The sequence below is a fragment of the Massilia aurea genome (assembly GCF_014200505.1).
GTDB classification, from domain to species: Bacteria; Pseudomonadota; Gammaproteobacteria; order Burkholderiales; family Burkholderiaceae_D; genus Telluria; species Telluria aurea_B.
In genome coordinates this window covers 816,508-831,983 of record NZ_JACHBX010000001.1, presented here as the reverse complement: position 1 = coordinate 831,983, position 15,476 = coordinate 816,508, and the positions used below count along the sequence as shown (strand labels likewise).

At 62.4% G+C, this 15,476-nt stretch carries 15 protein-coding genes; 5 read left to right on the top strand and 10 right to left on the bottom strand.

All coding sequences use genetic code 11. The features are described from left to right. Nucleotides 1–51 precede the first annotated feature (51 nt). From HD842_RS03695 to HD842_RS03680, 4 genes are all read left to right on the top strand, one after another. A complete protein-coding gene (locus tag HD842_RS03695; RefSeq protein ID WP_183551105.1) occupies nucleotides 52–339 on the top strand; it encodes a DUF3649 domain-containing protein in 288 nt (95 codons plus the stop codon). Continuing rightward, on the top strand, nucleotides 336–1,973 hold the full coding sequence (locus HD842_RS03690) for a PepSY-associated TM helix domain-containing protein (protein WP_183551103.1): 1,638 nt from the start codon (nucleotides 336–338) through the stop codon (nucleotides 1,971–1,973). The genes HD842_RS03695 and HD842_RS03690 overlap by 4 nt, the downstream gene beginning before the upstream one ends. Next, nucleotides 1,970–2,320, top strand: coding sequence for a DUF3325 domain-containing protein (locus HD842_RS03685; RefSeq protein ID WP_183551101.1), 351 nt, complete (start codon nucleotides 1,970–1,972; stop codon nucleotides 2,318–2,320). Before HD842_RS03690 ends, HD842_RS03685 begins: the two co-directional genes overlap by 4 nt. Nucleotides 2,321–2,762: 442 nt before the next feature. Beyond that, a complete protein-coding gene (locus HD842_RS03680) occupies nucleotides 2,763–3,422 on the top strand; it encodes a PEP-CTERM sorting domain-containing protein (protein WP_183551099.1) in 660 nt (219 codons plus the stop codon). 341 nt (nucleotides 3,423–3,763) lie between these two features. Here HD842_RS03680 and phoR read toward each other — a convergent pair whose 3' ends face one another. From phoR to alr, 10 genes are all read right to left on the bottom strand, one after another. Beyond that, the gene (gene phoR, locus HD842_RS03675) at nucleotides 3,764–5,056 is read right to left on the bottom strand and encodes a phosphate regulon sensor histidine kinase PhoR (protein ID WP_183551097.1); all 1,293 of its coding nucleotides are present in this window, start codon (nucleotides 5,054–5,056) and stop codon (nucleotides 3,764–3,766) included. A gap of 18 nt (nucleotides 5,057–5,074) precedes the next feature. Further along, nucleotides 5,075–5,761: a response regulator gene (locus HD842_RS03670; RefSeq protein WP_183551095.1), complete on the bottom strand. Its 687-nt coding sequence runs from the start codon at nucleotides 5,759–5,761 to the stop codon at nucleotides 5,075–5,077. Nucleotides 5,762–5,763: 2 nt separating this feature from the next. Further along, complete coding sequence (phoU, locus tag HD842_RS03665) at nucleotides 5,764–6,465, bottom strand: phosphate signaling complex protein PhoU (RefSeq protein WP_183551093.1); 702 nt, start codon at nucleotides 6,463–6,465, stop codon at nucleotides 5,764–5,766. 68 nt (nucleotides 6,466–6,533) lie between these two features. Next, nucleotides 6,534–7,322 (bottom strand): phosphate ABC transporter ATP-binding protein PstB, encoded by a 789-nt coding sequence (gene pstB / locus HD842_RS03660; RefSeq protein WP_229424584.1) that lies wholly within the window; start codon nucleotides 7,320–7,322, stop codon nucleotides 6,534–6,536. A 36-nt stretch (nucleotides 7,323–7,358) separates the two neighbouring features. Beyond that, the gene (pstA, locus tag HD842_RS03655; protein WP_183551089.1) at nucleotides 7,359–8,219 is read right to left on the bottom strand and encodes a phosphate ABC transporter permease PstA; all 861 of its coding nucleotides are present in this window, start codon (nucleotides 8,217–8,219) and stop codon (nucleotides 7,359–7,361) included. Nucleotide 8,220: 1 nt separating this feature from the next. Then, on the bottom strand, nucleotides 8,221–9,243 hold the full coding sequence (pstC, locus tag HD842_RS03650) for a phosphate ABC transporter permease subunit PstC (protein WP_183551087.1): 1,023 nt from the start codon (nucleotides 9,241–9,243) through the stop codon (nucleotides 8,221–8,223). Between the two features lie 108 nt (nucleotides 9,244–9,351). Further along, entirely contained in the window at nucleotides 9,352–10,386 is a 1,035-nt protein-coding gene (pstS, locus tag HD842_RS03645) for a phosphate ABC transporter substrate-binding protein PstS (RefSeq protein WP_183551084.1), read from the bottom strand. A gap of 478 nt (nucleotides 10,387–10,864) precedes the next feature. Beyond that, the gene (locus HD842_RS03640; RefSeq protein ID WP_183551081.1) at nucleotides 10,865–11,185 is read right to left on the bottom strand and encodes a PilZ domain-containing protein; all 321 of its coding nucleotides are present in this window, start codon (nucleotides 11,183–11,185) and stop codon (nucleotides 10,865–10,867) included. A 93-nt stretch (nucleotides 11,186–11,278) separates the two neighbouring features. After that, on the bottom strand, nucleotides 11,279–12,655 hold the full coding sequence (gene radA, locus HD842_RS03635) for a DNA repair protein RadA (RefSeq protein WP_183551078.1): 1,377 nt from the start codon (nucleotides 12,653–12,655) through the stop codon (nucleotides 11,279–11,281). Nucleotides 12,656–12,667: 12 nt separating this feature from the next. Next, a complete protein-coding gene (gene alr / locus HD842_RS03630; protein ID WP_183551075.1) occupies nucleotides 12,668–13,774 on the bottom strand; it encodes an alanine racemase in 1,107 nt (368 codons plus the stop codon). Nucleotides 13,775–13,935: 161 nt separating this feature from the next. Here alr and lplT point away from each other — a divergent pair, with 161 nt between their 5' ends. Next, a complete protein-coding gene (gene lplT, locus HD842_RS03625) occupies nucleotides 13,936–15,195 on the top strand; it encodes a lysophospholipid transporter LplT (protein WP_183551072.1) in 1,260 nt (419 codons plus the stop codon). The last annotated feature ends 281 nt before the right edge of the window (nucleotides 15,196–15,476 follow it).

Sequence of the window (15,476 nt, the reverse complement as noted above, 5' to 3'; positions counted from 1 at the left end):
TGACCGTCTATCCAGTGATGCCATCCGTCGTCTGAAGAAAGGCCCGGACTCATGACCACGATCACCTGGCGCTACCGTGGCGGCGTCACCGCCCGCGCGGTGGCCGCGATCGGCGGCGGCTACGTGCTCTCCGCGCTTGGGGGCGCACTCATTGCGCTGGCGCTGCCGCTGCCACGCGCCGACGCCGTCACCATCGCCACGCTGCTGGCGTTCGTCATCTATCCCTGCGTCATCCTGTGGGTGTTTGCCACGCGCAGCGCGCTGCGCGCCTGCGTTGGCGTGGCTGCAACGTGCGCGGTGCTGGGAATGGTGTTGTGGCTGGTCGGAGGGACGGCATGAAGGACGGCTTGCGACAATCGATGGCGTGGGTGCATACGTGGGCTGGCCTGCTCGTGTGCTGGCTGCTGCTGCTGGTGTTCATGGGCGGCACGGCGGCGTATTACCGGCACGAGATCACGTTCTGGATGAAGCCCGAGCTGCACGCGGCAGCGGCTGCGCCGGCCACGCTGTCCCCGGCGCAGTCGGCGCAACTGGCCGTGCGCGTGCTGCAGGAACGCGCGCCAAGCGCGACGCGCTGGACGATCGACCTGCCCGATGAGCGCAATCCGCTGATCCAGGCCAGCTGGCAGAATCCGCCGAAAAAAGACATGACGCGCCAAGAGCGCCGCAATGCGCTGCGCGACCAGAATGTCACGCTCGATCCGTCTAGTGGCCTGCAGACGGCCAAACCGCGCGACACCCGTGGCGGGGACTTCCTGTACCGCCTGCACTTCGACCTGCACTACATGCCGGCCATCTGGGGCCGCTGGATTGTCGGCATTGGCGCAATGTTCATGCTGGTGGCGATCATCAGCGGCGTGATCACGCACAAGCGCATCTTCAAGGACTTCTTCACGTTCCGCCCAAAGAAAGGCCAGCGTTCGTGGCTGGATGCGCACAACGCGACTGCCGTGCTGGCACTGCCGTTTCATTTGATGATCACCTACACGGGCATCGTGACGCTGATGTTCATCTATATGCCCGCGCCCACCAAGGCGCTGTACGGCGACGAGCAGAACACGATGTTCAGCGACGTGTTTGGCAACTTTGAGCGCGGCAAGCCGGCGGACATCGCCGCGCCGCTTGCCGATATCGCGCCGATGCTGCAACAGGCCGAGCGGGCGTGGGGCGTGACGCCGTCGCGCGTGGCGATCAGTCATCCGAACGATGCGGCCGCGCGCGTGGAACTGTATCGCCCGTCGGGCCAGCAGTTGTCGAATCTCGAGCCGGCGATGACGTTCGATGGCGTCAGCGGCGCCCTGCTGTCTGAAACGCCGCCGGTGAGCACGGCGCTCGCCACGCGCGCCGCCATCTATGGCATGCATCTGGCGCACTTCGCCGATCCGCTGCTGCGCGCGCTGTTCTTCGTATGCGGCCTGGCTGGTTCTGCGATGGTCGCCACCGGCGCGCTGCTGTGGGGCGTGCGGGAGCGTCAGTCGTACGCCAAGATCGTGGCCAACGGCGGACGCGTCGGTTTCGGCGTACGCCTGGTCGACGCACTGAATATTGGCGCCATTGCCGGCCTGCCGATCGCATTTGCCGCCTTCTTCTGGGCCAACCGCCTGCTGCCGGTGGACATGGCCCAGCGCGCCAGCGCCGAAGCCAACTGGTTCTTCATCGCCTGGGGCGCCGCCGCCCTCCTCGCGCAGATCCGGCCGACACGCGCGATGTGGCGTTTCCAGCTAACGGTCGGCGCGGTGCTGCTGGCCGGAATCCCTGTGCTGAACGTGTTCACGACCCATTCACACCTGGGTGTGTCGCTGTTCGGCGGACCGGGCCTGCGGCCGGTGGCGGCGTTCGACATCGTCGTCCTGGTGCTGGGCGCGTTGCTGGGCTGGGCCGCCTGGTGGCTGGGGCACAAGGCCAAAAAGAAAGCAGCGAAAAAGCAGACGGCGGCTGACGCCGGATCGACCTCGACCATGGAGCCCGTATGAGCATGCTATTCCTCAGCAGCGTTTCCCTCGCCTTCAGCGCATTCGCCGCCAAAGGCATCGTGATGGACCGCCACTACGCCGACCTGCACGGCCGCGGCAAGGAGCCAGCGCCAGCGCTGAAAATGCGCATGCGGACACTGGCCTGGCTGGGTCTGGCACTTTCTTTCGCCGCCTGCATCGCCGCCCGCGGCTGGCACGTCGGCCCGGTACTGTGGTGCGGCGTCCTGTCTGTTGCCGCCTGGACTGTGGCCGCCATGCTCCAATACGCTCCCCGCAAAGTCGCCCAAGGCGCATGGATCGGCATCCCGGCAGCCCTGCTGACCACCACCCTTCTCCTGCTGCATTAACCTGACCAATAATGAGGGTTGGCGGCGAATGTTCGGCCGCCTTCACCGTTGCTCTTCACGTTGACGCCCTCCCCGATCTCCTCAAGTTCGTGTCGGCCGCCTTTCACCGGCATTCGCGCTGACGCCGGACCTTTCATGTTTGTCTGCTGACACACACGCGCCTCTACGGCTGGCGGAGTGCCCTGGCCGTGCAGAACTCCTGCACCTGTCCCTCTTGCGAAAACCAGCGCATCAACAGTCTGAGAATTCAATCACGTGACAATCCCTGATACAACGTTATCCGATGATTGACTCGAAAGTTATAACTGGACTGCATGTCGAAAAAACTTACATATCAAAGTCACTAATAGTTTCAAAAATTTCAACTCCTTGATACTTATGGTTTTAAGTCGATGGCACAGCTATTGCTAAGTGTATTTACACCAACAACTAGGGAGTTAATATGAAATCCATTTTGAAACTGGCCATGCTGGCCGCAACCCTGGCGTCAGCACAGGCCATGGCGGCACCGGTCGTATTGACCTTTGAAGGCGCGGGCAACTTAGCCGCAATTAACGATTTTTACAATGGCGGCACTGATTCAGCAGGTAATTCGGGAACCAATTACGGTATAAATTTTTCCGGTACAAGCCTTGCCCTGATCGATTCTGACGCGGGCGGCAGCGGAAATTTCGGTAACGAACCATCCGCCAGTACAATCCTGTTCTTCCAGACGGGCGGCGCCGCAACGATGAACGTGGCAGGTGGATTCGGCACCGGCTTTTCGTTTTTCTACAGTTCTTTCCAGGCAGGGTTTGTCAATGTCTATGATGGATTGAATGGCACCGGCTCCCTGTTGGCCACCGTTCTACTGCCTGGCAACACCAATAGTGCGTGCGTTGGCGACCCATCCGGTAGCTACTGCAACTTTATTCCAATCGGCGTATCGTTCGCCGGCATCGCACATTCGGTTGATTTCGGTGGAAGTGCCGACAATATCGGTTTCGACAACATCACCCTCGGTGCCGAAGTCCCAGGCGGCTCAGTGCCTGAACCAGGCACGCTGAGTCTGATCGGCCTGGCTGCACTGGGCTTTGGCGCTGTTCGTCGCAAGCAGGCTTGAGCGCGACTCTCGTCATTCCGGGAAACTGCTCATTGCGTTTTCGTTGAAAACTTCAATGTTGCAGCTAATGCCGGATGTTGATCGTGCAATCAATCGGCGTCGTGTGCAGATGCACGTTCATTGGTCTTCAGGCGACAAAGAATGAATAAACAAGGGTCGGCATCGACTTGTTGCGCAATGGTCTGACATTGCCAATAAGTCGACGCCGACCCTGATTTTCGTCCGCAAACATTACCTTATAACTTGTGACTAACTAATCGATACCGCAAGCATGTCACAAAGTTGTCAAACAATTCGACTCTGACCCCAATTGGAATGCAATTGCTTTTGGGGTCGGAGCGTTACGCTGGCAGGGAGGTGTTCGGGAGCGTGGCGGCGAAGGTGCTGCCTTTGCCGGGTTGGGAGGTGATCGTCAGCTTGCCGCCGTGGCGCAGCAGGACGTGCTTGACGATGGCCAGGCCGAGGCCCGTGCCCTGCGTTTCGCGCGAGCGGCTCTTGTCCACGCGGTAGAAACGTTCCGTCAGGCGCGGGATGTGTTCCGGGTCGATGCCGATGCCGCAGTCGGTCACGGCGAACGCCAGCGCGTCGGGGCCGCGTGACCAGGCCAGGCGGATCGTGCCGCCGTTGGGCGAGTAGCGCACGGCGTTCGACGCCAGGTTGGCAAAGGCGCTGCGCAGCTCTTCCATGCTGCCCATCACGTCCGGGCCATCCACCGCCACCTCGATCGTGTGCCGGCCGCCCGACAGCGCGCGCGCTTCGGCAGCGATCGATTCGACCAGAAGCTTGATGTCCACCCGCTCACGCTTGAGCGGGAATTCGTCCGACTCCAGCCGCGACAGGGTCAGCATGTCCTGGATCAGCCGCTGCATGCGCTGGGCCTGCTCGGTCATCAAGGTCAGGTGCGCCGTGCGCGTGGTCACGTCCAGGCCCGGATCGGCCATCGCGATTTCGAGGAATCCCACGATCACCGTCAGCGGCGTCCTCAGCTCGTGCGAGGCGTTGGCGATAAAGTCGCGCCGCATCGCTTCGATCCGCTCGGTGTCGGTCGCGTCGTGCGTGACCAGAATCTGGCGCCGGTTCTCGAACGGGATGATGCGGCACTCGATCTTGCGGCCCCTGAACGCCAGCGTCAGCGGCTGCTCGTAGCGGCCCAGGATGATGTAGTCGATGAAGTCGGGATGGCGCACCAGATTGGTCACGCGTAGGCCCTTGTCGCGCTCCATCGTCAGGCCCAGATGGCGCTCGAGCGCCGGGTTGCACCACTCCAGAAACAGCACGTCGTCCATGATCGCGACGCCTTCCGGCAGCAGGTGCATCGCCTGGCGGAACCGGGCCAGCCATTCGGTCAGTTCAGCCTGGTGCTTCTTGTCGTCGCGCCGCAGGTGGTACAGGCGCGCGAACGCTTCCGTCCAGGCGCCCCAGCCATCGGGCAGGCGCGTCTCTTGCGGATGCTCGAGCCACTCGCCCAGCTTCTGCAGATATGACAGCTGGACGATGATGGCCGTGACGGCAGCGGCCAGCGCCAGCGACAGTCCGGCCACCAGCCCCATCCACCACCAGACGAGGCCCGCAAAGGCAAACAACAGCCCCAGGCGCAACAGCGCCGGGACCCAGAACAGCAACTTGGGATTCATCGCGTCCTTCGACACAGACTATTTTTCGGACAGCATGTAGCCGACACTGCGCACCGTGCGGATCAGGCCGTCGGCCGATTTCAGCGCCTTGCGCAGCCGCAGCACGTGCACGTCGACCGTGCGCTCTTCGATCACCGCATGGTCGCCCCACACCTTATCGAGCAACTGGGCGCGCGAAAACACGCGCTCGCGGTGCGCCAGCAGGTACTTGAGCAGCTTGTATTCGGCATTGCCGATGTCGATCTGCTGGTTCTCGACCGTCACGGTGCAGCTGTTCGGATCGAGCGTCACGCTGCCGGCGCGCAGCGGCGCTTCGGCCAGGTGCGGACTCTTGCGGCGCAGCAGCGCACGTGAACGGGCCAGCAGCTCGCGCGGCGAGAACGGCTTGGTGATGTAGTCGTCGGCGCCGCTGTTCAGGCCCGCCAGCTTGTCTTCTTCCATGCTCTTGGCCGTCAGCATGATCACCGGCAGCTCCTGGAAGTCGCGGTCGGCGCGCAGGCGCGACAGCAAGCGCAGGCCGCTCTGGTCGGGCAGCATCCAGTCCAGCAGCAGCAGGTCGGGCTTGCCCCGGCTGATGCTGTCCCAGGCGCCGGCCGCCGTATCGGCCGTGCGGATTTCCCAGCCCGCTTCACGCAGCGAATAGGTCACCAGTTCGACGATCGCCGGCTCATCCTCGACCACGAGGACGGAGGTGGTGTCAGCCATGCTCAAAGTACCGGCGGCTCGCCGAGCGTCGGCTTGCTGTGGCGGATGTCGCGGCCTTCGACCACGTAGATCACGTATTCGGCGATGTTCTTGGCATGGTCGCCGATGCGCTCGATGGCCTTGGCCACCCACAGCGTGTCGAGCGCCGACGAAATCGTGCGCGGGTCTTCCATCATGAACGTGACCATCGTGCGCAGAATCACGCGGAACTCGTGGTCGACCACTTCGTCGCCCGCGATGATCTGCAAGGCCTGCTTGCCGTCCAGGCGCGCGAACGCGTCGAGCGAATCGTGCAGCAGTTCGGACGTCGCCTTGGCGATCGTGCGGATCATGTCGAAATGGGCAAAGCCCGTTGCGCCCCGCTCGTGCAGGCTTTTCGCCGTGCGCGCAACCTTGGTCGCTTCGTCGCCGATGCGCTCGAGGTCGGTGATCACCTTGATCGTGGCCATCACGGTGCGCAGGTCATTCGCGGTCGGCTGGCGTTTCACGATCAGGTGGCTGCAGGCGTCGTCCAGCGCGACTTCAAGCTGGTTGACGGCCTGGTCTTCGGCCATCACGCGCTCGGCGCGCGCGATGTCGCCGATGCGGAAGCATTCCAGCGCTTCTTCGAACTGGGTTTCCACCATGCCGCCCATCAGCAAGACCTGGGAACGGATTCCTTCGAGTTCCTGGTCGTACTGCTTGGATGAATGCTCGCCTGTCATACAAACTCTCCGTCAATATTCTTGTGAAGCCGTCCGCGAGGACGGCCGAAAAAGGTCAGCCAGCTCGATCAGCCGAAGCGGCCGGTAATGTAATCCTGCGTTTCCTTGCGCGCCGGCTTCATGAAGATCTGGTCGGTCTCGCCGAACTCGACCAGCTCGCCCAGGTACATATAGGCGGTGTAGTCGGAGCAGCGCGCGGCCTGCTGCATATTGTGGGTCACGATCGTGATCGTGTAATCCTGCTTCAGTTCGCTGATCAGTTCTTCGATCTTGGCGGTCGAGATCGGGTCCAGCGCCGAGGTCGGCTCATCGAGCAACAAGACATCAGGCTTGACTGCCACGCCGCGCGCGATGCACAGACGCTGCTGCTGGCCGCCCGACAGCGACAGGCCGCTCTTGGACAGCTTGTCCTTGGCTTCTTCCCACAGCGCCGCCTTTTTCAGGGCCCACTCGACGCGCTCGTCCATCTCGCCTTTCGAGAGGTTTTCGTACAGGCGCACGCCGAACGCGATGTTGTCGTAGATCGACATCGGGAACGGGGTCGGCTTCTGGAACACCATGCCGACCTTGGCGCGCAGCATGTTCACGTCGACGCCTGCGTCGAGGATATTGCCGCCGCGGTACATGATCTTGCCTTCGGCGCGCTGGCCCGGGTACAGGTCGTACATCCGGTTCAGGGTGCGCAGCAGCGTCGACTTGCCGCAGCCCGACGGGCCGATGAAGGCCGTGACCTGCTTGGCGTGGATGTCGAGGCTGACATTCTTCAGACTCTGCGTTTTACCGTAAAAGAAGTTCAGGCCTTCGATTTCGATCGTCTTGGCTTTGGCCGCAGCCGGGTTCGGAGTCGTATTGAGCATGGCTTGGTTCATCACTTTATCGTTTATCAGAGTGAATTAATTCGGGGTTTTTTGGCTGAACAGCGTACGCGACAGAATGTTCAGCAGCAACACGGTCGTGGTCACCAGCAATGCACCGGCCCAGGCCAGCGAGCGCCAGTCGTCATACGGGCTCATGGCATAGGTGTAGATCACCACCGGCAGGTTGGCCAGCGGCGCATTCATGTCGTGGCTGTAGAACTGGTTGTTCAGCGCGGTGAACAGCAGCGGCGCGGTTTCACCGGTAACGCGGGCCACGGCCAGCAGCACGCCAGTAACGACGCCGGCCTTCACGGCGCGCAGGCGCACGGTCAGGGCCACTTTCCAGTGCGGCGCGCCCAGCGCATAGGCTGCTTCGAGCAGGCTGGGCGGTACCAGGCGCAGCATATTGTCGGTGGTGCGCACGACGACCGGAATCGCGATCAGCGACAGCGCGATCGTACCGGCGTAGCCCGAAAAGTGCTGGACCTTGGCGACGTAGATGGCGTACACGAACAGGCCGATCACGATCGACGGGGCCGACAGCATGATGTCGGTCACGAAGCGCGTGACTTGCGCGAACTTGTTGTTCTCGCCGTATTCAGCCAGATAGATACCGGCCAGGATGCCAACCGGCGTGCTGATCAGCGTCGACAGACCGACCATCATCACGCTGCCCAGAATCGCATTGCGCAAGCCGCCACCGGGCGTGCCCGGGGCCGGCGTGTCCGCCGTGAACAGCGTGGCCGACAGGCCGCCCAGGCCGTTGTACAGCAGCGTGAACAGAATCCAGGCCAGGAAGGCCAGGCCGATGCCCATCGCGCACACCGACAGCGTGATGCCGATGCGGTGCGCCAGCAGGCGCCGGCGGTATACCGGGTTCTTGGTAGCAGTGTTCATCTTATTTCGTACCTTCGTTACGGGACATACCGAGCAGCATGATCTTGGCTGCCGACAGCACGATGAACGTGATGCCAAACAGGATCAGTGCCAGCGCAAACAGCGACGACGAGTGCAGCGTGCTGGCCGCTTCGGCAAATTCGTTGGCAAGCGTCGACGAAATCGAATTACCCGGCGAGAACAGCGACGCCGACAGCGAATGCGCGTTACCGATTACGAACGTCACGGCCATCGTCTCGCCGAGCGCGCGGCCCAGGCCCAGCATGACGCCGCCCACCACACCGTTGCGGGTGTATGGCAGCACGACCTTGCGCACCACTTCCCAGCGGGTGCAGCCGAGGCCATACGCCGATTCCTTCAGCACGGTCGGCACGATCTCGAACACATCGCGCATCACCGAGGCGATGAACGGGATGATCATGATTGCCAGAATCAGGCCGGCGGTCATGATGCCGATGCCCATCGTCGGACCCTGGAAGATGACGCCGATCACCGGCAACTGGCCGATGGTTTCTTTGAGCAGCGGCTGCACGTGGTCGGCGAACATCGGCGCGAACACGAACAGGCCCCACATACCGTAGATGATCGACGGCACGCCGGCGAGCAGCTCGACGGCGGTGCCCAGCGGGCGACGCAGCCAGGCCGGGCAGATCTCGGTCAGGAACAGCGCGATGCCGAAGCTGATCGGAAACGCGACAGCCAGCGCGATGATCGACGTGGCCAGCGTGCCCCAGATGGCGATCATGGCGCCGAACTCGTCGTTGACCGGATCCCACTCGACGCGGGTGATGAAGCCCGGGCCAAACTGCGAGAACGCCGGCGCCGCGCCGATGGCCAGCGAGATGATGATCCCGATCAGCACCGCCAGGACCGTGGCAGCAAACAGCAGCGTGATTTTGTGGAAGAAGAAGTCCTGGATGCGCTGGTTGCGCATCGTCGTGCGCAACGCGGCGTAACGACGGGCGTCTTCGGCTGCTGCCTGTTCAGGCAGGTCCTGCGCGGACAAGGATGGGTGGGCGCTCATATGTGTGGAAGACTCGCTATAAGACTCGTAATCAATATCGTTTTGTCAATATTGCTGGCATGCAGAAGGACCGGTCAAGCCGGTCCTTCGATGATGAAAACTAGTGGATTACCAGAGCGCCTTGCCGGTGGTGTCTTTCAGATTGGTGCGCCAGGCGTCCTGCACGAGCTTGATGACCGGTGCAGGCATTGGCACGTAGTCGAGTTCAGCAGCCGAGGCGGCGCCGTTCTTGTACGACCAGTCGAAGAACTTCAGCACTTCCTTGCCCTTGGCCGCATCCTGGGCCTTGTGCACGAGGATGTACGACGCGCCCGTGACTGGCCAGCTGTCCTTGCCTGGCTGGTCGGTCAGGATGACCGCAAAGCCCGGGGTGCCCGACCAGTTGGCGCCAGCGGCGGCAGCCTTGAAGGCGTCGTCGCTTGGTTGCAGGAACACGCCATCCTTGTTCTGGAGCTGGGTGTGTGACATCTTGTTCTTCTTGGCGTAGGCCCACTCGACGTAGCCGATGCCGCCCTTGATGCGCTGCACATTGGCGGCCACGCCCTCGTTGCCCTTACCGCCCACGCCTACTGCCCACTTGACGGTGGTACCGGCGCCGACTTTCGTCTTCCATTCCGGGCTCGACTTCGACAGGAAATCGGTCCACAGGAACGAGGTGCCCGAGCTGTCGGCGCGGCGCACGACAGTGATGTCGGCGTCCGGCAGTTTGACGCCCGGGTTCAGCGCGGCGATCTGCGGCGCATTCCACTTGACGATCTTGCCCATGTAGATGTCGGCGATGACGGCGCCGCTCAGTTTCATCTGGCCCGGGGCGATGCCGGCCAGGTTCACGATCGGCACGACGCCACCCATCACGGCCGGGAACTGGAACAGGCCGGCGGCGTTGAGTTCAGCAGCTGCCAGCGGCATGTCGGACGCGCCGAAGTCGACGGTCTTGGCCTTGATCTGCTTGATGCCGGCGCCGGAACCGACCGACTGGTAATTCAGGCCATTGCCCGATGCTGCCTTGTACAGCTCGGCCCATTTGGCGTAGATCGGATAAGGGAACGTCGCGCCTGCGCCGGTGATGTTGGCGGCCTGGGCGGTTGCGGTGAATGCCGAAGCGGCGACGGCGATCGAAACGAAGAGATGCTTCATGCGCATATCTGATCCTCTGAAAATAGAACGACGGGACGATCCCGCTGACGATGAAGCGCAGTCTAGCGGGCGAATATGACAAGTTCATGACATATTCTGAAATGTGACACGAACATGACACGGCCGCAAGCATGGCATTGCCGGTGGGGACGCGGCGCGCGGCTGGGCGGTCACCGATATTTTTTGCGCGTCGCCAGCCTTGTAAATACGGTGTCAGCTGCTAACCTGAAGTGTCGTTTTCACATGGAGGGGATGCCCAACGGCGTTGATGATTGTATGCTGGACATGATGGTCATGGGGATCCTGGGCGGGCTGGCGGCGCTGGTCGCGTTCGAGATCTACCAGGAAGTACGTGGAAGTTCCAGGCAACTCGAAGACCGCTATCACGAATAGCGACAAACCCGCTCAGCGGGTCAGACAGCAAGCGGTGAGGCCCCAGGGCGCTCGCCGCTTGTCGCATGGCACATCGAGATCAGCGTCGATGTCAGCGCAGAAAGCGCGCCAGCGCCGTCACCGCTGCCAGGTCAAGGCTCTGGAACTTGAACCCCACTTTGTACTCACCGCCACTGAAAATGCAGTGCAGCGCTTTGGCGTGGGTGTCGATGGTCGTGAAGCGACCGTCGATCATCAGGTCGAAACGCAGCTGGCCGGCGAGCCCGACTGGCACCGGGTCGGGAATGTTGACACTGATGCCGTTGGTGCTCACATCGACGCTCTTGCCAGTAAATGGCGCCCGGCCGTCGATGGCCAGCCAGACTTTGGTACGCAATACTTTGCGCGGGGACTGCCTCTGCTCTTGTAACACGTGTTTCCCATGATGCTTGATAAGAGACACTATTATAGGAACATCCACGGGTTCCGGCACGGCATTGTTGGGCCGTACCGGTTGGTCACGTGGCTAGTCGAGTTCGCGCAATTTGTTGAACGCTTCTTCGATGCGTTCGACGGCGATGATCGTCATGCCCTCGATTTTCTGCTTCGGCGCATTCGCCTTCGGAATCACGGCAATCGAAAAGCCCAGCTTGGCCGCTTCGCGCAGGCGTTCCTGGCCGCGCGGCGCCGGCCGGATCTCGCCGGCCAGGCCTACTTCACCAAACACCACGAGCCCGCGCGGCAAGGGTTTGCTGCGCATCGATGAATTGATGGCCAGCAGCACGGCCAGGTCGGCCGCCGGCTCGGTGATCTTCACGCCACCGACCGCGTTAATGAACACGTCCTGGTCGAATGCGGCAATGCCGGCATGGCGGTGCAGCACCGCCAGCAGCATCGCCAGCCGGTTCTGCTCGAGACCGACCGACAGGCGGCGCGCATTGGGCAGGTGGCTCGTGTCAACCAGCGCCTGGATCTCGACCAGCAGCGGACGTGTGCCCTCCTGCGTGACCATGACGCAGGAGCCCGGCACGGGCGTGTCGTGCTGCGACAGGAACAGCGCGGACGGATTCGATACGCCTTTCAGACCCTTCTCGGTCATCGCGAACACACCTAGCTCGTTGACGGCGCCGAAACGGTTCTTGATCGCCCGCACCAGGCGGAAGCTCGACTGCGTATCGCCCTCGAAATACAGCACCGTGTCGACTATGTGTTCGAGCACGCGCGGACCGGCCAGCGCGCCCTCTTTCGTCACGTGACCGACCAGAATGATCGTCACGCCGGTCTGCTTGGCCACGCGCGTCAGCTGGGCCGCGCATTCGCGCACCTGGGCCACCGAGCCGGGGGCCGATGTCAGGGCGTCGGAATAGACGGTCTGGATCGAGTCGATCACCGCGACTTCGGGTTTCAGGTCGGCGATGGTGCCAAGGATTTTCTCGAGCTGGATCTCGGCCTGTAATTTGAGGTCTTGCGCGTCGACCGCGAGCCGGCGCGCACGTAATGCAATCTGGGCGCCGGATTCCTCACCGCTGACATACAGCGTGGAGCGTGTTTTGGACAAGCTGGCCAGTGCCTGCAGCAGCAGCGTGGACTTGCCGATGCCCGGGTCGCCGCCAATCAGCACGACGCCGCCGGCCACCAGGCCGCCACCCAGAACGCGGTCGAATTCTTCGATGCCGGTGCCAAAGCGCGGCACATCGATTGCCTCGATATCGGCCAGCGACAGCACCGGCGCGGTCTGCGCCAGCGCCCGATGCGGGGTTTGCGACATGCGGTTCACGCCGGGCGCCTCGACGACGGTTTCGACCATCGTGTTCCAGGCCTTGCAGTCGGCGCACTGGCCCATCCAGCGGGTGGCGATCGCGCCACACTCGGAGCAGGTGTAGTTGGTTTTTGCTTTTGCCATGTTCTCTATCGGTTATCCATCGGTGCCCAGGCGGCCTTCGGCGATGCGCACGCGCGGCGCGACGGCGCACATCAACTCGTAGCCGATCGTACCGGCGGCGTGCGCCACGTCGTCGATCGGCAGACCATCGCCCCACAGCGTGACCTTGCTGCCGATGCGCGCATTGGGTACGGGTGAGAGGTCGACTGTCATCATGTCCATCGAGACGCGGCCGATCAGCCCCGTGCGCACGCCATCGACGATCACCGGCGTGCCGTGTGGCGCGCTGCGCGGGTAGCCATCGGCATAGCCGCAGGCGACCACGCCGATCGTCATCGGGCCGTCGGCCACGAAGCGGCTGCCATAGCCGACCGTGTCGCCGCGCTCGATGTGCTGGATGCCGATGATTTCCGAGCGCAGCGTCATGGTCGGGCGCAGGCCGAAATCGCCCGCGCTGCGCCCGCCCGGCGTGCCGCCGTACAGCATGATGCCGGGGCGGACCCAGTCGTTCTGGAGGTGTTCGCTGATCATGGCCTGATGCAGTACGCCGCCCGAATTGGACAGGCTGCGCTCGCCGGGCAGATCGCCGGCGCCGATCTGGAAGCGGCGCACCTGCTCGGCGATGGTCAAGAGCGGATGTTCCAGCTCGTCAGCGTTGGCGAAGTGCGTCATGTGCGTGATGTTGCGCACGTCGGGGATCGCGCGCAGCCGCTTGTAGGCGGCTGCGTATTCGTCCGGGCGCAGGCCCAGGCGGTTCATGCCGGTGTTCATTTTCAGGTAGACATCGATCGGGCGGTAGAGCTGGGTGTATTCGAGCAGCTTGATCTGTTCTACCGAGTGCACGGCCGTGACGATATTGTGTTCGGCCAGCAGGGGCACGTCGGCCGCTTCGAAGAATCCCTCTAATAACAGGATCGGCTTGATCCAGCCAAGCTCGCGCAGGCGGATGGCGTTTTCAAGCTCGATCAGGGCCAGGCCATCAGCCGTGGCGAAGCCGTGCATCGCGCGTTCGAGGCCGTGGCCATAGGCATCGGCTTTGACGACCGCCCAGATCTTCGCCATAGGCGCGCAGGTGCGGGCCTGCGACAGATTGTGCTGCATCGAGTCCGGGTGAATAGTGGCAAAGAGTGGGCGCGGCATGGTCGGCGATCGGGATGAAACCGGTACGAAAAGTGGGAGTGGCTATTCTACCGGAGCAGGCCACCGGGCGTTGCCGGGGCAGTCACGGTGCATCGTATTGGCTTCGCCACGCCAGCCATTCATGGTATAAAGCAACCCGGACCGAACTTTAGAATTTTAGAATGAACCGTGGTTTTTATACCATCATGGCGGCGCAGTTTTTCTCGTCGCTGGCAGATAACGCGCTCCTGTTTGTCGCGATCAGCCTGCTCGTCGCAATGGACGCCCCGGCATCGCTCACTCCGCTGCTGAAGCTGTCGTTCGTCCTGTTCTATGTGCTGCTGGCCGCCTTCGTCGGCGCCTTCGCCGATGCGCTCAACAAGGGCCGCGTGATGTTCATCGCGAACATCATCAAGGTGTTCGGCTGCGCGCTGATGTTCTTCACAGTGCACCCACTGATTTCCTACGCCGTCGTCGGCTTTGGCGCGGCCGTGTATTCGCCTGCCAAATACGGCATCCTGACCGAGCTGCTGCCACCGGAAAAGCTGGTGCCAGCCAATGGCTGGATCGAAGGCCTGACTGTGATGTCGATCATCCTCGGCACGGTGCTGGGCGGCACGCTGGTCAGCCCGCGCGGCTCGGGCTTCTTGCTCTCGTTCGACCTGCTGCCGCGCCTGGGCATCGATACACCGGCAGAGGCCGCAATGGCCGTCGTCGTCGCAATCTATATCCTGGCCGCCATCTTCAACCTGCGCATTCCGGACACCGGCGCGCGCTACGAGCACCAGGAACGCAATCCGATCAAGCTCATCACCGACTTCGCCAACTGCTCGGCCACGCTGTGGCGTGACAAGCTGGGCCAGATTTCGCTGGCGGTGACGACCTTGTTCTGGGGCGCTGGCGCGACGCTGCAATTCATCGTGCTCAAGTGGGCCGAAGCATCGCTCGGCCTGCCGCTGGACCAGGCGACGAACCTGATCGGCGTGGTCGCGATCGGCGTCGCACTGGGCGCCGCGATGGCCGCCCGCATGATCCCGCTGCGCAAGTCGCTCACCGTGATCCCGATGGGCATCATCATGGGCCTGGTGGTGACGAGCATGGTGTTCGTGAAATCGGTGACGCTGGCCTACCCGCTGCTGGCCTTCATCGGCTTCCTGTCGGGCTTCTTCGTGGTCCCGATGAACGCATTGCTGCAGCACCGCGGCCACGTCTTGATGAGCGCCGGCCACTCGATCGCGGTGCAGAATTTCAACGAGAACCTGTCGATCCTGACGATGCTCGCCGCCTACGCCGTGATGATCACGCTGAACCTCGACCTGAACATCATCATCGTCATCTTCGGCCTGTCCGTCGCCGGCATCATGCTGCTGATCCAGCGCCGCCACCTGCTGAACCAGCGCGAACACGACTCCCTCGGCCTGATCGGCGAAGGCAAACACTAAAACTAGGGTCAGTGTCGAATTGTTTAACAACGTTTCGCCTGACCCCTTTCCCTAAAGCTTCCCCTGCTCGGCATGCCCAGCAGGCAATAGCTCACGACAGGCACTCTGTCCCCACTTTCTCCGCATTCGCGAGAAATTGCTCAATAATTCGACTCTGACCCTCATTGTTTGGCAGGCCTGAACTTGCTGGCGGCTACGCCTTTGTCAGCGCTTTCCGAACCGATTCAGTCATCGGCTGAATTTGGTGCCGACGGTCAAGCCAGACGTGTCCAGCAAGCAAA

Bases quoted from the DNA above. Each gene is read 5' to 3' on its own strand.
- HD842_RS03695 (WP_183551105.1), top strand. From the start codon at position 52: ATGACCACGATCACCTGGCGCTACCGTGGCGGCGTCACCGCCCGCGCG.
- HD842_RS03690 (WP_183551103.1), top strand. From the start codon at position 336: ATGAAGGACGGCTTGCGACAATCGATGGCGTGGGTGCATACGTGGGCT.
- HD842_RS03685 (WP_183551101.1), top strand. From the start codon at position 1,970: ATGAGCATGCTATTCCTCAGCAGCGTTTCCCTCGCCTTCAGCGCATTC.
- HD842_RS03680 (WP_183551099.1), top strand. From the start codon at position 2,763: ATGAAATCCATTTTGAAACTGGCCATGCTGGCCGCAACCCTGGCGTCA.
- phoR (WP_183551097.1), bottom strand. From the start codon at position 5,056: ATGAATCCCAAGTTGCTGTTCTGGGTCCCGGCGCTGTTGCGCCTGGGG.
- HD842_RS03670 (WP_183551095.1), bottom strand. From the start codon at position 5,761: ATGGCTGACACCACCTCCGTCCTCGTGGTCGAGGATGAGCCGGCGATC.
- phoU (WP_183551093.1), bottom strand. From the start codon at position 6,465: ATGACAGGCGAGCATTCATCCAAGCAGTACGACCAGGAACTCGAAGGA.
- pstB (WP_229424584.1), bottom strand. From the start codon at position 7,322: ATGCTCAATACGACTCCGAACCCGGCTGCGGCCAAAGCCAAGACGATC.
- pstA (WP_183551089.1), bottom strand. From the start codon at position 8,219: ATGAACACTGCTACCAAGAACCCGGTATACCGCCGGCGCCTGCTGGCG.
- pstC (WP_183551087.1), bottom strand. From the start codon at position 9,243: ATGAGCGCCCACCCATCCTTGTCCGCGCAGGACCTGCCTGAACAGGCA.
- pstS (WP_183551084.1), bottom strand. From the start codon at position 10,386: ATGCGCATGAAGCATCTCTTCGTTTCGATCGCCGTCGCCGCTTCGGCA.
- radA (WP_183551078.1), bottom strand. From the start codon at position 12,655: ATGGCAAAAGCAAAAACCAACTACACCTGCTCCGAGTGTGGCGCGATC.
- alr (WP_183551075.1), bottom strand. From the start codon at position 13,774: ATGCCGCGCCCACTCTTTGCCACTATTCACCCGGACTCGATGCAGCAC.
- lplT (WP_183551072.1), top strand. From the start codon at position 13,936: ATGAACCGTGGTTTTTATACCATCATGGCGGCGCAGTTTTTCTCGTCG.